At 65.8% G+C, this 18,263-nt stretch carries 14 protein-coding genes; 6 read left to right on the plus strand and 8 right to left on the minus strand.

The window, feature by feature from the left end; all coding sequences use genetic code 11:
* Positions 1-21 precede the first annotated feature (21 nt).
* From IN820_RS02345 to pcaD, 5 genes are all read left to right on the plus strand, one after another.
* Entirely contained in the window at positions 22-1,515 is a 1,494-nt protein-coding gene (locus IN820_RS02345; RefSeq protein WP_193679437.1) for a TolC family protein, read from the plus strand.
* Positions 1,516-2,046: 531 nt separating this feature from the next.
* Positions 2,047-2,907, plus strand: a complete 861-nt coding sequence (locus IN820_RS02350; protein ID WP_193679438.1) for a CoA transferase subunit A — start codon at positions 2,047-2,049, stop codon at positions 2,905-2,907.
* On the plus strand, positions 2,904-3,683 hold the full coding sequence (locus IN820_RS02355; protein WP_193679439.1) for a CoA-transferase subunit beta: 780 nt from the start codon (positions 2,904-2,906) through the stop codon (positions 3,681-3,683). The genes IN820_RS02350 and IN820_RS02355 overlap by 4 nt, the downstream gene beginning before the upstream one ends.
* Positions 3,680-4,885 carry a 3-oxoadipyl-CoA thiolase gene (pcaF, locus tag IN820_RS02360; protein WP_193679440.1) on the plus strand — a complete coding sequence of 402 codons (1,206 nt, stop codon included), beginning with the start codon at positions 3,680-3,682 and terminating at the stop codon, positions 4,883-4,885. The genes IN820_RS02355 and pcaF overlap by 4 nt, the downstream gene beginning before the upstream one ends.
* A gap of 249 nt (positions 4,886-5,134) precedes the next feature.
* Positions 5,135-5,944, plus strand: a complete 810-nt coding sequence (pcaD, locus tag IN820_RS02365; protein WP_193679441.1) for a 3-oxoadipate enol-lactonase — start codon at positions 5,135-5,137, stop codon at positions 5,942-5,944.
* On the opposite strand, the gene IN820_RS02370 is transcribed toward pcaD, so the two are convergent.
* From IN820_RS02370 to IN820_RS02405, 8 genes are all read right to left on the minus strand, one after another.
* A complete protein-coding gene (locus tag IN820_RS02370; RefSeq protein WP_193679442.1) occupies positions 5,929-6,264 on the minus strand; it encodes a DUF3325 domain-containing protein in 336 nt (111 codons plus the stop codon). The genes pcaD and IN820_RS02370 overlap by 16 nt on opposite strands.
* Before the next feature lies 1 nt (position 6,265).
* Entirely contained in the window at positions 6,266-7,930 is a 1,665-nt protein-coding gene (locus IN820_RS02375; protein WP_193679443.1) for a PepSY-associated TM helix domain-containing protein, read from the minus strand.
* Entirely contained in the window at positions 7,927-8,214 is a 288-nt protein-coding gene (locus tag IN820_RS02380; protein ID WP_193679444.1) for an iron transporter, read from the minus strand. The genes IN820_RS02375 and IN820_RS02380 overlap by 4 nt, the downstream gene beginning before the upstream one ends.
* On the minus strand, positions 8,211-9,122 hold the full coding sequence (locus tag IN820_RS02385) for an alpha/beta hydrolase (protein ID WP_193679445.1): 912 nt from the start codon (positions 9,120-9,122) through the stop codon (positions 8,211-8,213). Before IN820_RS02385 ends, IN820_RS02380 begins: the two co-directional genes overlap by 4 nt.
* Complete coding sequence (locus IN820_RS02390) at positions 9,119-10,618, minus strand: class I SAM-dependent methyltransferase (RefSeq protein ID WP_193679446.1); 1,500 nt, start codon at positions 10,616-10,618, stop codon at positions 9,119-9,121. Before IN820_RS02390 ends, IN820_RS02385 begins: the two co-directional genes overlap by 4 nt.
* Before the next feature lie 87 nt (positions 10,619-10,705).
* Complete coding sequence (locus IN820_RS02395; RefSeq protein ID WP_193679447.1) at positions 10,706-12,952, minus strand: FepA family TonB-dependent siderophore receptor; 2,247 nt, start codon at positions 12,950-12,952, stop codon at positions 10,706-10,708.
* Positions 12,953-13,094: 142 nt separating this feature from the next.
* Positions 13,095-14,426 carry a HAMP domain-containing sensor histidine kinase gene (locus tag IN820_RS02400; protein ID WP_193679448.1) on the minus strand — a complete coding sequence of 444 codons (1,332 nt, stop codon included), beginning with the start codon at positions 14,424-14,426 and terminating at the stop codon, positions 13,095-13,097.
* Positions 14,427-15,125 (minus strand): response regulator transcription factor, encoded by a 699-nt coding sequence (locus IN820_RS02405; protein ID WP_193679449.1) that lies wholly within the window; start codon positions 15,123-15,125, stop codon positions 14,427-14,429.
* A gap of 276 nt (positions 15,126-15,401) precedes the next feature.
* On the opposite strand from IN820_RS02405, the gene IN820_RS02410 reads away from it, so the two are divergent.
* Complete coding sequence (locus IN820_RS02410; RefSeq protein ID WP_207793474.1) at positions 15,402-17,768, plus strand: DNA polymerase II; 2,367 nt, start codon at positions 15,402-15,404, stop codon at positions 17,766-17,768.
* Positions 17,769-18,263 lie beyond the last annotated feature (495 nt).

Genomic DNA, 18,263 nt, shown 5'->3' on the forward strand with positions numbered 1-18,263 from the left:
TAGCAAGGAGGCGGCCCAAGGATGAAAAAAAGTCAAACACTATTTGCCGTCAGCTTGCTGGCGCTGGCCATCAGCGGTTGTGCGGTCACCAGCGAACCCATCGAGCGCAGCGTCAGCGAACAGCGGGCACAGAGCGATCTGCAGACCATGTTCGCGGATCAGGAGCCGCTGAGTGGCCCCTTGACGCTACACCAGGCCATGGCCCGTGCGGTGAAGTACAACCTCGAGGCGCGCCTGAAGGTAATGGAGGAGGCCATGGCCCAGCGTCAGGTCGACCTGGCCCGCTTCGACATGTTGCCGCGCATGGCCCTTTCCGCCGGTTACGCCGGGCGTGACAACGTCAGCGCCTCCAGCAGCCAGAGCATCGAGACCGGTACCCAGTCCCTGGAACCCTCCACCTCGCAGGACCGTGATCGCGGCGTCGCCGACCTGACCATGGTGTGGAACGTGCTCGACTTCGGTGTCAGCTACGTCAGCGCCAAGCAGCAGGGCGACCAGCGCCTGATCGTCCAGGAGCGGCGTCGCAAGGTGATCCACACTATCATCCAGGACGTACGTTCCGCCTACTGGCGCGCGGTGGCCGCCGACAGCCTGCTGAGCCAGATCGACACCCTGATGGCCCGGGTCGAGCAGGCCCGCGACAACAGCCAGCGCCTGAGCGAACAGCGCATCGGCGATCCGATCCAGGCGCTGAGCTACCAGCGCGCCCTGATCGAGGCCACCCGGCAACTGGAAGAACAGCGCCGTGCGCTGTCACTGGCCAAGACCGAACTGGCCACCCTCATCAACCTGCCCCTGGGCACCGATGTCGAGTTGGCGCCTGTTGCCGACTATCAGGTCCCGGAGCTCAAGGTCGAACTCGATCTGCTCGAGCAGGAAGCTCTGGCCAGCCGCCCCGAACTGCGCGAACAGGACTACCAGGCGCGCATCAGCGCCGCGGAAACCCGCAAGGCCATGCTGCGTCTGCTGCCCGGGCTGGAGTTCTCCGCCGGTGGCCACTACGACAGCAATTCCTTCCTGGTCAACCAGAGCTGGGCCGATTACGGCGTCAAGGTCACCTGGAACCTGTTCAACGTGCTCTCCGCGCCGGCTGCCATCGACGTGGCCAAGGCTGGCCAGGAAGTGGCCGACGCTCGCCGTCAGGCGATGTCGATGGCGATTCTCGCCCAATTGCACGTCGCCAACGCCAACTTCCGTGAAGCTCGCCGTCAGTTCCAGACCAGCCAGCAGTTGGCCGGCCTCGACGGGCAGATCGTCGAACAACTGCGTAACCGCTACCAGGCGCAAGGCATAGGCGAGCTGGAGTTGATCCAGGGCGAGCTGAATACTTTGCAAGCCGAGCTGCGCCGCGACCTGGCTTACGCTGAACTGCGCAACGCCTACGCCCAATTGTTCGTCAGTGCTGGAGTCGATCCCTTGCCTGAAGTCTTGCCGGACGACAAAGTCTCCACCATCGCCAGCGCACTGGCGAGTAATGAATCTCGCTGGGCCGATGGACGTATGGGAATGCGATAGGTTGCGAGGCACGGGTAGCGGAGGGGAGGATACTGCGACAACCCAGGATCAGGGGAGGGCCGCCACCGATCCGCCCTACAATAATCCTTTACCTGGAACAGTGACCTCCTTGCCCGCCAGCTCTTGATCAGAGATGGCGGGTACGAAGATAGCAGGGGCACAGACCAGCCGCATGTCCGTGGTGCCGTAAGGCGGCGCTACCTCACCGGCCGGGGTGGATAACGGTAAAGCCTTATCCATCCTTTTTGACCGCTCCTCAAAGCTGCCTCGGCGGACAACGCATCACGGCTTTCCGCCTGCGCCTCGGCTACCCTCATGGCATTGACTTAGGCGCGTGTGAATGAACCCGTTGGGCTTCGCCGCTGCGCGGCCCAACTAACGATCTACTCCGCTTTGCTTGCACAGAGTGCTTTTGTTCGATAATCGAACATTGAATCGATTATCGGATTGTTCCGCTCCGAGCCGCTGTTTAGTGTTCGTTCCAGGCGCGACTTCGTTCGCGCATTCGGATACCCACACGAGACCAGAACAATGGCCGAGCTTCTTTCCCTCCACGAGGCAATCGATCGCTTCGTCGGCGATGGCGACTGCGTTGCCCTCGAAGGCTTCACCCATCTGATTCCCACCGCCGCCGCGCACGAAATCATTCGCCAGGGCAAGAAGGACCTGACCCTGGTGCGCATGACGCCGGATCTGGTCTACGACCTGCTGATCGGCGCCGGCTGTGCCAGGAAGCTGGTGTTTTCCTGGGGCGGCAATCCCGGCGTCGGCTCGTTGCATCGTCTGCGCGATGCGGTGGAGAAGCAGTGGCCGCAGCCGCTGGAAATCGAGGAGCACAGCCATGCCGACCTGGCCAATGCCTATGTCGCCGGCGCTTCCGGGTTGCCGTTTGCGGTGTTGCGGGCCTACCTCGGCTCCGACCTGCCCAAGGTCAACCCGATGATCCGTTTCATCGAGTGCCCCTTCACCGGCGAGACGCTGGCGGCGGTGCCGAGCGTGCGCCCGGACGTCACCGTGATCCACGCGCAGAAGGCCGACCGCAAGGGCAACGTGCTGATCCAGGGCATCCTCGGCGTGCAGAAGGAAGCCGCCCTGGCGGCCAGACGCTGCATCGTCACCGTGGAGGAAATCGTCGACGAACTCGACGCGCCGATGAACGCCTGCGTGCTGCCGACCTGGGCGCTGACCGCTGTCTGTCGGGTACCGGGCGGCGCGCATCCATCCTATGCCCATGGTTACTACGAGCGCGACAACCGCTTCTACCAGCAGTGGGATCCCATCGCCCGCGACCGCGACACCTTCAACGCGTGGATCGACGAGTTCATCCGCGGCAGCGAAGACTTTTCCGCGTTCCAGGCCAAGCTGGCCGCGCAGCAGGAGGCCAACCGATGAGCTATTCCACCAACGAAATGATGACGGTGGCCGCCTCGCGCCGTCTCGGCAACGGTAGCGTCTGCTTCGTCGGCATCGGCCTGCCGTCCAAGGCTGCCAACCTGGCGCGCCTGACCCATGCGCCGGACGTCGTGCTGATCTACGAATCCGGCCCGATCGGCGCCAAGCCCTCGGCGCTGCCGCTGTCGATCGGCGACGGCGAGCTGGCCGAGACCGCCGACAGCGTGGTACCCACCAGCGAGATCTTCCGCTACTGGCTGCAGGGCGGGCGCATCGACGTCGGCTTTCTCGGCGCCGCGCAGGTCGACAGGTACGGCAACATCAACACCACGGTGATCGGCGACTATCACCAACCGAAAGTCCGCTTGCCAGGAGCGGGCGGCGCGCCGGAAATTGCCGGTTCGGCGAAGCAGGTGCTGATCATCCTCAAGCAGTCGCATCGCACCTTCGTCGACCGGCTGGCATTCATCACCTCGGTCGGTTTCGGCGAGGGCGGCGACCACCGCCAGCAGCTCGGGCTGCCGGGCAATGGGCCGGTCGGCATCATTACCGACCTGTGCATCATGGAGCCGGAGGCGGGCACCCACGAGTTCGTGGTGACCTCGCTGCATCCGGGCGTGACCCGCGAGCAAGTGATTGAGAACACCGGCTGGGCCATCCGTTTCGCTGCCGAACTGGGCGAAACCGCGCCGCCGACTGCAACCGAACTGGAGGCACTGCGCGCCCTGGAGGCCCGCACGGCCGCCGCCCATGGACAATCTGGAGGTGACGAGTGACCCGCGAAGTATTCATCTGCGACGCCGTACGCACAGCCATCGGCCGCTTCGGTGGTGCCCTGGCCGCGGTACGCGCCGACGACCTGGCCGCCGTGCCGATCAGGGCGCTGCTCGAACGCAATCCCGAACTCGATCCCGCCGCGATCGAGGAAATCTTCCTGGGCAGCGCCAACCAGGCCGGTGAAGACAACCGCAACGTAGCGCGCATGGCCGCGCTGCTGGCCGGGCTGCCGGAAACCGTGCCGGGGGTGACCCTCAACCGCCTGTGCGCCTCCGGCATGGATGCGGTGGGCAGCGCCTTTCGCGCCATCGCCTGTGGAGAGATCGAGCTGGCCATCGCCGGCGGCGTCGAGTCCATGAGTCGCGCGCCCTATGTGATGGGCAAGGCCGACACGGCATTCGGCCGCACCCAGAAGATCGAGGACACCACCATCGGCTGGCGCTTCGTCAACCCGAAGATGAAGGCCTTGCACGGCGTCGACGCCATGCCGCAGACCGCTGACAACGTCGCCGAGGAGCATCGCATCAGCCGTGCGGACCAGGACGCCTTCGCCCTGCGCAGCCAGCAACGCGCCGGCAAGGCCCAGGCGGCCGGCTTCTTCGCCGAGGAAATCGTCCCGGTGCTGATCGCCGGCAAGAAGGGCGACACCGTCGTCGATCGCGACGAGCATCCGCGCCCGGACACCACCGCCGAGGCGCTGGCCAGGCTGAAGCCGGTCAACGGCCCGGACAAGAGCGTCACCGCCGGCAACGCCTCGGGCGTCAACGACGGCGCGGCGGCGATGATCCTGGCCTCGGCCGAGGCCGTGCGCCGATACGGCCTCACGCCACGCGCCAGGGTGCTCGGCATGGCCAGCGCCGGCGTCGCGCCGCGCGTGATGGGCTACGGGCCGGTGCCGGCGGTGCGCAAGCTGTGCGAGCGGCTGAACCTCGCGGTGAACGACTTCGACGTGATCGAGCTGAACGAAGCCTTCGCCGCCCAGGCCCTGGCCGTCACCCGTGACCTGGGCCTGCCGGATAACAGCCCGAAGGTGAACCCCAACGGCGGCGCCATCGCCCTCGGCCATCCGCTGGGCATGAGTGGCGCGCGGCTGGTGTCGACCACGGTGCATGCGCTGGAGAAGTCCGGTGGCAAGCTCGGCCTGGCGACCATGTGCGTCGGGGTGGGGCAGGGGCTGGCGCTGGCGGTGGAAAGGGTATGAGGCTGGCGGTGCGCATGATCGGGGCGCGTAGGTTGGGGCGGGCGGCGTTCCGCTGAGGCGCGCAGCGACGAAGCCCAGCATTCACCAACGCGTCATGCCCGTGCCTGTTGGGCTTCGCTGCGCTCAGCGCCAAGCTACCCACCGAACGCCCGATCACTCGATCATCGGCCGTTGCACCGAGCCAGACATCTCGCCGTTTTCCACCCTGCACTTGCGGGCTCCTTCATTCGAACGCATGAGGACTTTTTCATGCCCACCGTGAAACTCGCCGATGGCGAACTGAACTACCGTCTCGATGGCCCGGCCGATGCGCCGGTGCTGGTGCTGTCCAACTCGCTGGGCACCTCGCTGGAAATGTGGGATGCGCAGGTCCCCGCATTCGGCGAGCATTTTCGCCTGTTGCGCTACGACACCCGCGGCCATGGCGGCTCCTTGGTCACGCCGGGGCCATACTCCATCGAACAGCTCGGCGGCGACGTGCTGGCACTGGTCGATGCACTGGGAATCGAGCGCTTCGCCTTCTGCGGGCTGTCCATGGGCGGGCTCATCGGCCAGTGGCTGGGCATCAACGCCGGCGAGCGACTGACGCGGCTGGTGCTGTGCAACACCGGGGCGAAGATCGGCAACGACGAGGTCTGGAACGAGCGCATCGAAACCGTGCTGCAGGGCGGCGAGCAGGCCATGCGCGACCTGCGCGATGCCTCCATCTCGCGCTGGTTCACCCCCGGCTTCGCCGAGCGGCACCCGGCACGGACCCTGCGCCTGACCGAGATGATCGCCAGCACCTCGGCGCATGGCTACGCCGCCAACTGCGCCGCCGTGCGCGATGCCGACCATCGCGAGCAGCTGGACGCTATCAGGGCGCCGACGCTGATCGTCTGTGGCCGCGAGGACCCGGTGACCACGCCGGAACACGGCCGCTTCATGCAGCAGCGTATCGCCGGCGCGCAACGGGTCGAGCTGGAGGCGGCGCACCTGTCGAACGTGGAGGCCGGCGATGCCTTCACCCGTTCCGTGCTCGACTTTCTCTTGCAGGCCGGTTCTTACAGGCCGGCGTAGACGCACGCCCAGGCCAGGCCGCCGGCGGCCGGTAGCCAGAGCGCCAGGCGCGGCGCGTACGGCAGGAGCATGAGCAGCGCCAGCCCGCCGAGGGAGATCAGTCCGAACCAGGCGACCACTGCCATGCCGCCGGGCCAGACGAAGCTGGCCGCATGGATGGACAGGCCGAGCAGGCCGCCGCCCAGCGGTGCGCAGAGGCGTCGGCAGAAAGCCGGCAGGCGCGGGCTGGCGAGCTGTTTCCAGTGACGTTCCATGCCCAGGCAGAGGCCGAGCATGCCGGCATAGGCCAGCAGCAGGCTGGCGATCAGTGCAAGATTCATTTCAATTGGCCTCCGCCAGGGTCTTGGCCGCGCGCCGTGCCGGGCGCTCCTGCGGCGGTTGGCCGACTTTCCAGCAGGTCCAGGCCAACAGCGCGCCGAGCGCCACGGCGCTGGCCTCCAGCCAGAAATGGCTGCCCCGGACCATGCCCGCGAGGTTCAGCAACGGCAGGCCGAGGCACAGCGCCGCCGCCAGGCCGAGCTGCTCGCGCCAGGCCTGCAGCCAGGGGCGGACGATGGCGTGGCCGAGGGTCGCCAGCCAGACCAGGAAGAACACCCGCACCTCCCAGCCACCGCGCTGCGCCAGCTCCACCGGCAACAGGCGATTGGCCCAGAGCAACCCCACGCAGGCCAGCGCCAGCCCCGCCACCACGGCGATATTGAGGCGCTCGGCGACGCGGTACAGCAGGGCGCCGACGGCACCTTCGGCCTCGTGCCGGCGGCGGCGCTTGACGGTGAACAGCACCAGCCCGGTGGCGATCATCGCGCAACTGGCCAGGCTGCAGAGGAAATACAGCCAGCGCATCGGGTAGCCGCCGAACTGGGCGAAGTGCAGGCCGGCCATGACGCGCTGGGTCAACTGGCTGGGGCGACTTTCCGTCGGCATGCGCAGTACCGCGCCGCTGACGCCATCGAACTGCATGCTCTGGCCCTTGGTCAGCTCGATGCGGTTGCCGAGCACCGGGCGCGCCTCGATGCGCGCATCGCTGCGGCCGGGATTCTGGATCGACAGGCCGGCGACCGGCCCGATGACGCGCTCGGCCTCGGCCAGCAGCGGGCCCAGCGCCGTCAACGGTGCCGCCTCGGCCGCTGGCCTGGATTGCTCGCCGGCCCGGCCGCCCTGGCCATTCGGGCGTTCGCCACGTCCGGCCGGGCGTTCGCTGGCGCCGTTCTGCCGTTCAGCGCGTTCGCCCGACTGCTCGCCGCGCTGGGCGAGGGTAGGCTGGCGTCCCGCTTCGGCCCGCTGTTCGGCCGGGGCGCCGCGCAATTCGCGGAACAGGGCATCGCGGTCGCCATCGAACAGCGCGTCCATCGCCGCCGGCATGTAGATGAGGTAGAAGATCACCAGGCCGGTGTAGGTGATCATCAGGTGGAACGGCAGCAACAGCACGCCGGTGGCGTTGTGCGCATCGAGCCAGGAGCGCTGGCCCTTGGCCGGCCGGAAGGTGAAGAACTCCTTGAAGATTTTCTTGTGGATGACGATGCCGCTGATCAGCGCCACCAGCATCGCCATCGCCGCCAGGCCGACGACCCAGATGCCGATGTTGCGCGGCATGTTGAGGGTGAAGTGGAAGCGGAAGAAGAAGCCGCCGCCGGCCGTTTCGCGCGCCTCGAGGGGCTCGCCGCTGTGCGGATCGAGATACTGGCCGCCGCCGCGACGCTGTTCGCCGGCGGACACGCTCAGGCTCGGCGAGCGCTCGGTGGGCAGGCCGATGTTCCAGGTGCTGGCGTCGGGGTGCCTGGCCGCCAGGTAGTCGAGGGCACGCTGCGCGGCCTCGGCCTGGTCGATGAGCTGGGTCGGCAGTTCCGGGCGCATCCAGGCGTCGATCTCCTTGTCGAACACCGCCAGGGTGCCGGTGAGGAAGATGGCGAACAGCAGCCAACCGAAGATCAGCCCGCTCCAGGTGTGCAGCCAGGACAGCGATTGGGTGAGGGTTTTCTGTTTCATCCCAGCGTCTCCAGCAATTGTGGCCAGAAGCCGATGACGGCCAGCGGCAATGCCAGCGCCAGCCCTGCCCAGGCCCGCCGGGCGCTGCGGCAGCCGAAGGCCCAGAGAATGGCCAGGGTGTAGACGAGGAACGAGGCCAGGGTGGCGACCACCAGCGCGTCGACCTTCGCCAGCGGCAACAGGCGCGCCAGCGCCGCGGTGAACGCATAGGTGAACAGGTAGCCGCCGAGCACGGCGGCCAGGATGCGGGAAATCACCGGCCAGGGTGGGGTAGTGGCTTTCATCGGTCGTTCTCTTCGGTTATCAGGCGTAGCGCCGGCAGGATCGATGCCGGCAGCATCGGGCCGTGGCCGAGGCCGGCGAGCTCGCGGTACTCGACGCGCATCCGGGGATAGGCGGACAGCCGCGCCGCCATCTGTGGCGCCGCATCGGCGGGGACGGCGGCCATGGCCTTGGCCCGAGCAGACGGCATGTCATCCGCTGCGCGCGGGCGCGCCTCATCGCCACCGCGCAGAATCAGCAGACGTGCCGCCGTATCGGTGGGCAGGCGCTGTTCGATCTGCAACAGCAGGCCGGACTGCCACCACAGTGAGGGGCTGGCCGCGATGTAGCTCTGGAATGCCTGCGGTCGGGTGAACAGGGTGTCGAGTACGAAGGCGCCGCCATAGGAATGGCCCCAGAGCCCCTGGCGCCGACGGTCTACCGGCTGGCGCGCCTCGACTTGCGGCTTGATGCGCGTTTCGATCAGTTCCAGAAACTGCGCGGCACCGCCCGCCGGGCGCCGTCGCTCGTCGTCCTCCAGCAACGGCTGGCCGGGCTGTGGCGCCGGCGTGTAGTCGTAGACACGGGCGTCGACATCGAAACGCAGGTCGGTGGCATAGCCGATCATGACCAGCAACGGCGGGCCACGCTCGTCCATTTCCGCCAGCCAGTCTTCCTTCAGCGCGGCCAGCGCGGCATTGCCGTCCAGCAGGTAGAGCACCGGATAGCCGGCAGCCGGCGCGGCGCGCCTGGGAACGGCCAGATCGATACGGTAGTGGCGGCGCCCGTCGGTGGAGTCCAGTTCGAAACGCTCGAAGCGGTAATGCGCCGAGCCGGTGTCGGCCAGCGTCGGCCCGACCTTCTGGCTGAGATCGGGTTTGGCCAGGGCGGTCAGTGGCAGCAATGCCGCCAGTAGCAGCAGGGTTTTCATCGGCCCACCACTCCGAGTCTCAGCCAGACGGCGAGGGTCTGCTCTTCGAAGTCGAGCAACTGTCTTACCTGCGTCTCGCCGGCCGCCTGCCCGGTGCGCCTCAGCAGTGCCAGTACCGTCTCGCGCAGCAGCTCGCCGCGCAGTTGCGGATGTTCCAATAGCACCCGCGCTGCGGCCATCTCCAGCAGGTCGACGGCAATCGGTGCCCCCAGGCTTGGTGCGGCAAGGTAACGATAGCCGGCTCCGTGTAGGGCTCCTTCAGCCAATACTCTGTTCAGCGCCTGGCAGCGTTCGATCGCAACGGCGCCGTTCAGCAACGGGTGGATGTGGCCGGCCCAGGTCAGCATCTGCAAGGCGGCGCTGAGGTTGCCAATCTGCTCCGCCAACGCCGGCCGACGCGCCAGCTCGGCGAAGCTCTGGGGGCCTTCGGCCAATGCCGCGAGCAGTGGTGCGAAAAGTCGCTCGTCACCTTGTACCGCACCGATTCGGGTGTCGAAGGTCAATCCGCCGTTGGCCGGCGCTCCCGGCAGAGCGGCCCAGCAGCTTGCAAGCAGCGCCTGGCGATGCTGGTCTGCCGTCAATGCCTGGGGCTCACGCAGGTACAAATCATGGCGCTGTGATTGGTTGCGTGCCATGTCCTTGACCGTTTCTCGCTGTGCAATGTCGGCGATGCCCGTCAGCAGTGGCAGGCAATGGCCGGGCAGCGACAGGGCGTCGATGTTTTCCAGCGGTGCTGCGCTGCCGACGAAGTGGCAGCCGAGTTTGCCGAAATCATCGATCACGTCGCCTGCATGCAGTGGGGTCCAGTGTTCGCAAAGCAGTTCATGGGCAAGGAAAGCCAGGTCTTCGTCGTTGGCGCGCGCCAGTCGGCGTGCTACGTCCGGATGATCGACGAAGTAGCCGGCACCGGCACTCTGCCACTGGCGTAAAGCCTCCAGTCCGGCGCGCAGGCGGCTCTGTGGGTCACCCGGCACATTCTGCGCGACCTGCCAGAGAAAACGCTGCGCACTGACCATTGCCGACATGCCCGGATGGCTCATGTAGGCGAGATAGATCACTCCACCGGGCTTGATGTTGCGCTCGATGAAACGCTGGATTGCGGTGCGATTGGCCGGCGATACCCAGGAATAGACACCATGCAGGACGATGAAGTCGAAGCCCTCGGCGTCCGTCTCGTCAGCCAGTTCGGCGAAGCTCGCCTGACGGAACTCCAGGTTGTCCAGCGCTGCTGCGGCAGCTTGGCGGCGGCCATGATCGATATGCCGGGCATTGAAATCCACCGCGAGAAACTGGCCGGCAGGATTGGCTGCGGCCAGCAGCAGGCTGTTCAGGCCTTGGCCACAACCCAGTTCGCAGTAGCGCAAGCTGGTAGCGATATCCGGAGCGCGCTGGCCAAGGGCGGACAGGACCGTCCCCAGCCAGCTCGGTGACAGCTCGGGGTGCACATGGTGGGGATAAGGGAGGTCGGCCAGATAGCCGTCGGTCCATAACGTCATGTTCGATTCTTCGCGAAAAAACTCTGCCAGGTTTGGCCTGGCAGAGCGGAATGCCCGCCGCGAGCGGCGAGCAAGGAGCACAGTTGATCAGAACGAGGCGGTAACCGATGCGAAGTACGCGCGTCCTGGTTCGTTGTAAGTGGCGGCCCCGGCACCACCAGAGTTGTTCTCGCGATACAGGCGCTTGTCGAACAGGTTGCTGACTCCGGTGGTGAAGCTCCAGGTTTCGTCCAACTCGTAGTTGGCGGTTACGCCGTAGAGGGTGTAGCCGCCGCGAGTCTTCAATTCATCGCCGCTGGCCGCCGCGCCGCGTGAGGTCAGGTTGCGCGGCTCCTGCTCGCCATAGTGGGTCATGCTGAACGACAGATCCAACGACTGGGTGACCGCCCAGTCCAGCATCGAGTTGATGGTGTATTTAGGGATCACCGACAGCGGTTCGTTGGTTTCCTTGTTGTGGTTCTCGATCATGTAGGTGAAGTTGTTGTTCCAGCTGAGAATCTCGCCTGCGGTTCCGAGCAGCGGTACGTTCAGGTTGCCTTCCCAGCCGGCCACTACGGCCTTGGGCGCATTCTCCCACTTGAAGATGCGACCGTCGGCACCGGTCACCCCGACGGGTTCCATGCCAGCGGTGATCTTGTTTTTGTAGTCGTTGTGGAAGTAGGTGATCCCTGCGTTCCAGCCGTCGTTGTCGTAGGTGATGCCGAGTTCCTTGTTGACGCTGATTTCAGCATCCAGGTTGTCGTTGCCTTGCACATAGCAGCCGGCCCCCAGACTGGGAAAGTCCACCGGGCAGCCGTTGCCCATGGTGTAGTAGAGATAGTTGGGATTGGACTGATACAGGTTCGGTGCCTTGAACGCGCGGGCAATACCGCCTTTGACGGTGATGGTGTCGGTAACTGTGTAGGAGCTGTTCAGGCTGGGGCTCCAGTTGTTGCCGAATTCGCTGTGGCGGTCGAAGCGTACGCCGGGCGTGAGTATCCAGCGCGGATCGATCTCGATGTTGTCCTCGATGAACAACGCATAATTGTCGGCATCCGACTGGCTGTCACGTACCCCGGTATCGGCACCCGGCACCGCACCGCCGGAGCCGGTGCCCTGGGTCATGGAGAAGGGATCGTCCAGCTCGTCGCGGGTGTACTCGGCGCCGAGGGTAACGACCTGGTTGAAGCCCAGCTCCAGCGGGATATTCAATTCGCCGGCCAGACGATAACTGTCCAGTTCGGAGGTGGACATGTCGGCGTCGGTGTTGATGCTGCCTTCACCGCCACCAGCCAGTCCTTCGTTCAAGCGGCGATTGCGGGTGTTCTCGTAGGCGGCAACCAATTGCGAGGTGCCGAAATCCCAATCGCCGCGATGGGTCACCGAGGCGGATTGACGATACATGATGTTGGTTTCCTTACCGCCCTCGGCGAGTTCGGTAAGCAGGTCTGAACCCGTGCCGGAAACTGCGCGGTCACCGGCATAAATGTTGCCTTGGCGGCTGAATCCGCCTTCGAATTCAAGGACCTGTTGCGGGTCGAGGTCCCAGCGCAGCAAGCCATTGAGGTCTTTATTGCGTACCCCCTCGCGGCCGGCCGGCGGTGTGGCATCGGGGGCGGCCGCGAAGTCCTGGTTCAGCGACAGGTCATCGGCATCGGTCTTGTTCACGTTGCCATACAGGCGATAGGACAGGGTATCTACCAGCGGGCCGGCGAGACTGAAGCCCAGGCGGCGGGTGTCACCTTCGGCGCTGTCCTCGGGGATATTGGTGTACGCGGTGACCGAACCGGTGTGTTGATCGCTTGGCGCCTTGGTGATGATGTTGACCACGCCCCCCGCCGCGCCTGAACCATAGCGCGCCGCTGCCGGGCCGCGAAGTACTTCGATGCGCTCTACGGCATCGACGGGCACCCAGTTGGTATCGCCGCGCGTGTTGCGCTCGCCGCTACGCCCCATCCTCACGGAGTTGCGTGAGCCGACCGGTTTGCCATCGATGAGGATCAATGTATTTTCCGGGCCCATGCCACGCAGGTCGATCTGCCGGTTGTTGCCGTACTGACCCGTGGCGCTGTTGCCGGTGAGGTTGACGCCGGGCATTTTGCGGATGATGTCGGAGAGGTCGTTGACTGGCGGGCGCTTCTTGATGTCTTCGGCGGTAATGATCGAAACGCCTGGCGCCTGCTTCAGCTCTTGTTCGGCAGTGCCCAACACATAGACATCCTGCAATTGCACGGCATTCTCGGCCGATTCCACCTTGGCATCTTCGGCTTCTGGTTCCGAGGTTTGGGCCAGCAAGACCGGGGAGGCGGCCATCAGAGCCAGGAAGAGAGGGCTGAACTTGAATCGTGGATGCATCGACAACGCTCCTGTTGCAATGTGAAACATGCGTAGGGAGCGAGCAGTGTTGGGCTGAAGGAGTTTTGGACTCGCTCATGGCCTACGCGGGTTGAGCGCAAATGCTAGTCATTCTCATTCAATAGTAAAGATCATTTACAAACTATACATCTCGCAGCCGGATGACCACGCGCAGCCCGTTGCTGCCGTTCTCCGCCCAGATCCGGCCACCCTGCATGTGCACCATGCCCTGTGCGATGGCCAGGCCCAGGCCGAAGCCGTCGCCACCCGGCCGCGCCGCGCTGAGACGGGCGAAGGGGCGAAAGATCAGTTGCAGCTCGTTTTCCGCCACACCCGGCCCCTGGTCCTCGATGCTCAGGAGCCACCACGCGCCCTCGCGCCTCGCCGACAGGCAGATGGTGCCTTGCGCCGGCGAATGGCGGATGGCGTTGCGCAGGATGTTTTCCATGGCCTGGGCCAGTGCGTTGAGGTTGCCGAGCACCTGGCAGCCCTCCGGCAGGGCCGAGCGGATGCGCTCGCGCGGCCAGCCCGATTCGAAGCAGGCGTCTTCGCAGAGCACCTCCCACAGCGCTTCGATATCCACCGGCTGGCATGCGAAGCGCGGCTGCTCGCTGTCCAGCCAGGCCAGTTCGAGGGTGTTATTCACCAGTTGCTGCATGCTGCCGATTTCGCGCTCGACCCGGTTGCGCAGCTCGATGTCGCGCAGGTCGCTTTCGCAGGCGACTCGCAGGCGGCTCAGGGGGGTGCGCAGCTCATGGGAAAGGTCGCGCAGCAGCTGTTGCTGTTGAGTGACGGCGTCGCGCAGGCGCTGGGTGAGGTATTCGAGCGAGCGGCCCAGCTCACCCAGCTCGTCGCGGCGTTTGGCGATGGAAGACGGTACCAGCGTGTCGAGATCGTTGGCGCGCACGGCGTTGGCCTGTCGGCGCAGCCGCTCGAGCGGGGCAATCAGCAACGCATACAGAAGCCAGCAGAACAGCACCGACAGTACGATCGGTGGCAGATACACCGCCAATGCGGTGAGCAGAGCATGATGGCGCCAGGGGCGGAACCGCTCCGGCAGGCGCATGATCAGCTTTTCGCCGGCATCGCCGAAAGGAATCGAAACCAGTGGCAGGCCCTCGCCGCGGCGGCTCATCGGCCATTCATAATGGCGTACGAACGTCAGCAGGCGCAGCTCCTCGTTGCTTAGCGTCTGGTTGCCCCGGGGGTGCAGATGGCTGTCCACCACGGCCATCCAGCCGGGCTCGCGCTGTCGCATGTCCTGCAGCCAGCGCTGCAGCGCATCGGGCCCTTGGTTCATGGCCTGCCGGGCCTGTGCACCATAGTCGGCAAGAACGCTCCGGGCTTCGTTCGACAGGTAGGAGGCCTGGTGGTCGATGTACTGGCTGATGTGTCTGGCCGCCCAGATCATCGACAGGCAGAAGCCCGCGACCAGGACGACCAGCTTCCAGAACAGCGAGTGACGGCCAGGCATTCAGTCGTCCTGCCGGGTCAGCAGATAACCCTTGCCCCACACCGCTTCCACGCGCAGCCCGGGAGCGTTCGTGCGCGCCAGCTTGCGGCGGATATTGCTGATATGCATGTCCAGGCTGCGGTCGTGCTGCGAATAGCCCCGATGCAGCACCTGCTGGTAGAGAAACGGCTTGCTCAGCACTTCGTCGGCGGAACCGTAGAGCAGCTTGAGCAGGCGATATTCGGTGGCGGTGAGACCGGTCCAGCGTCCCTCGTGGCTCAGGTCGCTGCGCGCGTCGTCGAAAACCAGCGCCCCATCGTTCGGCGTGTGGGGGGCAGAGCGCTCGTAGGCGACCCGGCGCAGGATCGCCGCCATGCGCACCTGCAATTCTTCCAGGCTGAAGGGCTTGGGCAGGTAGTCGTCGGCCCCGCAATCGAAGCCCTGGATGCGGTGCGCCTCGTCGCCCAGCGCAGACATCATCAGCACCGGCGTGCGCTGTTTGCCGCGCAGACGGGTCAGCACCTCCAGGCCGCCGAGCCTCGGCAGCAGCACGTCCAGCAGGATGAGGTCGTAATGCGCTGCGCAGGCCAGCGCCAGCCCGGTTCCACCATCGCAGGCCAGCGTGACCTGGAAACCGCAGGTTTCCAGCGACGTCTTCAAGTGCCCGCCAAGAATGGGGTCGTCTTCGATGGCGAGGATCCGTTGGCAACAGGGCTGCACGACACGAACTCCATAAACAAAATGAGAATGATTATATACACGATGTGTCGAATCGAAGCAGTGCGGAACGTGTGAGTGGGTTACGTGGGTGGATGACGGCGCGCGTGGTTTATCCGTCTTGGAAGCCGCAATGGTGTCTGTTCGTAGGCGCGGGCCATGCCCGCGATGCTTTTGCGTGGCCGGTTTCGCGAGCATGGCTCGCTCCTACGTGATCGCCGAACGGCGCAGCCGAGCGCAGTACCGTAGAATTGCGCCGCAACCCGGACAGCGAGTGCGATGGTGGATATACGGCGGGGTTTCATTCTGACCCGGCACTGGCGCGATACTCCCGCCGGCACGGAAGTGAGCTTCTGGCTGGCGACCGACGAGGGCGCTCGGCACATTCGGCTCTCGCCGCAACTTTCGGTCGCCTTCGTTCCCGAGGCGCAGCGCGCCAGGGCCGAGGCCCTGTTGCGCCGCGAGCGCGACGCCGAGTTGCGGCCGCTGGCGCTGTGCGATTTCCAGCATCGGCCGGTGCTGGGACTGTATTGCCGGCAGTACCGCCGCTTGCTGGACTGCGCCCGGCTGCTGCGCGATGGTGGCGTGGATGTCTACGAGGCCGATATCCGCCCGCCGGAACGTTACCTGATGGAGCGCTTCATCACCGCGCCGGTGCGCTTCGACGGCTCCCCGGGCGAGGGCGCGATGCTGGTCGATGCGCAGATGGCGCCGGTGCCGGACTACCGGCCGATGCTCGAACTGGTCTCGCTGGACATCGAGACCAATGCGCGCGGCGATCTCTATTCCATCGCCCTGGAAGGTTGTGGCGAGCGGCAGGTGTACATGCTCGGGCCGGCGAACGGGCAGGGCGCCGCGCTCGATTTCCGCCTCGATTACTGCCAGACGCGCGCCCAGTTGCTCGAACGGCTGAACGACTGGCTGGCCCGCCACGATCCGGACGCGATCATCGGCTGGAACCTGGTGCAGTTCGATCTGCGCGTGCTGCGCGAGCATGCCTTGCGTCTGCAGGTGCCGCTGCGCCTGGGGCGCGGCGGCGCGGAGATGGAATGGCGCGAGCATGGCAACCGCCGCAACCATTTCTTCGCCGCGGCGGCGGGGCGGCTGATCATCGATGGCATCGAGGCGCTGCGCTCGGCGACCTGGAGCTTCCCTTCGTTCAGTCTGGAGAACGTCGCGCAGACGCTGCTCGGCGAGGGCAAGGCGATCGACAACCCGTACCAGCGCATGGCGGAGATCGACCGCATGTTCGCCGAGGACAAGCCGGCCCTGGCCCGCTACAACCTCAAGGACTGCGAGCTGGTGACGCGCATCTTCGCCAGGACCGAGTTGCTGACTTTCCTGCTGGAGCGGGCGACCGTCACCGGCCTGCCGGCCGATCGCAGCGGCGGTTCGGTGGCCGCGTTCGAGCACCTGTACATGCCGCTGATGCATCGCAAGGGCTTCGTCGCGCCGAACCTGGGCGAACGCCGGCCGGAAGCCAGCCCCGGCGGGTTCGTGATGGATTCGCAGCCCGGCCTGTACGAGTCGGTACTGGTGCTCGACTACAAGAGCCTGTACCCCTCGATCATCCGCACCTTCCTCATCGACCCGGTGGGGTTGATCGAAGGGCTGCGCCAGCCGGCGGACAGCGAGTCGCTGCCGGGCTTTCGCGGAGCACGCTTCTCGCGCACCCGGCACTGCCTGCCGGCGATCGTCGAGCGCGTCTGGCAGGGGCGCGAAATGGCCAAGCGCGAGCACGACAAGCCGCTGTCGCAGGCGCTGAAGATCATCATGAATGCCTTTTACGGCGTACTCGGCTCCAGCGGCTGCCGTTTCTTCGATCCGCGTCTGGCCTCGTCCATCACCCTGCGCGGCCACGAGATCATGCGCCGCACCCGGGAACTGATCGAGGCGCAAGGGCATGCCGTGATCTATGGCGATACCGATTCCACCTTCGTCTGGCTGCGCCGCGCGCATACCGACGAGGAGGCCGCGCGGATCGGCCGCGCGCTGGTGCGGCATATCAACGACTGGTGGCGCGAACGGCTGCAGCGCGAGCTCGGCCTGGACAGCGCGCTGGAGCTGCAGTTCGAGACGCATTTCCGCCGCTTCCTGATGCCCACTATCCGCGGCGCCGAGGAAGGCAGCAAGAAACGCTACGCGGGGCTGGTCACCCTGCCGGACGGCAACGACGGCATGATCTTCAAGGGCCTGGAAACGGTGCGCACCGACTGGTCGCCGCTGGCCCAGCGCTTCCAGCAGGAGCTGTACCAGCGCATCTTCCACCGCCAGCCGTACCAGGATTACGTGCGCGACTACGTGCGCCGCACCCTGGCGGGCGAGCTCGATGAACTGCTGGTCTACCGCAAGCGCCTGCGTCGACGGCTGGACGACTACCAGCGCAACGTTCCGCCGCACGTGCGCGCGGCGCGCCTGGCCGACGACTACAACGATCGCCAGGGCCGACCACGGCAATACCAGAATGGCGGCTGGATCAGCTACCTGATCACCGTCGCCGGACCCGAGCCGCTGGAGAACCGGCGTGCCGCGATCGACTACGACCACTACGTGACGCGCCAGCTGCAGCCGGTGGCGGACGCGATCCTGCCGTTCGTGGGCGACGATTTTTCATCGTTGATCGATGGGCAGCTGGGGTTGTTCTGATCGGGTTCGGGCGGGAGCGATCGCCGGCAAGCCGGCTCCTACGGGGAGGCGTGTCGGCGCATGGGCTTGTAGGAGCGAGCTTGCTCGCGATTGGCGTGCACGGGGTCCGGTGGAAAACGCTGCACGGTTTTCCACCCTACGCGGCTGTTGCGTTCGTCGAATGTGATCGCCGGCAAGCCGGCTCCTACAGGAGAGCGTGTTGGCGCGGGCGCTTGTGCGGGCGCGGGCTTGCTCGCGATTGGCGTGCACGGGGTCCGGTGGAAAACGCTGCGCGGTTTTCCACCCTACGCGGCTGTTGCGTTCGTCGAATGTGATCGCCGGCAAGCCGGCTCCTACAGGAGAGCGTGTTGGCGCGGGCGCTTGTGCGGGCGCGGGCTTGCTCGCGATTGGCGTGCACGGGGCCCGGTGGAAAACGCTGCGCGGTTTTCCACCCTACGGGGGTGTTGTGTTCGTCGAATGTGATCGCCGGCAAGCCGGCTCCTACAGGAGAGCGTG

The sequence above is a fragment of the Pseudomonas lopnurensis genome, from assembly GCF_015070855.1.
Lineage (GTDB): Bacteria > Pseudomonadota > Gammaproteobacteria > Pseudomonadales > Pseudomonadaceae > Stutzerimonas > Stutzerimonas lopnurensis.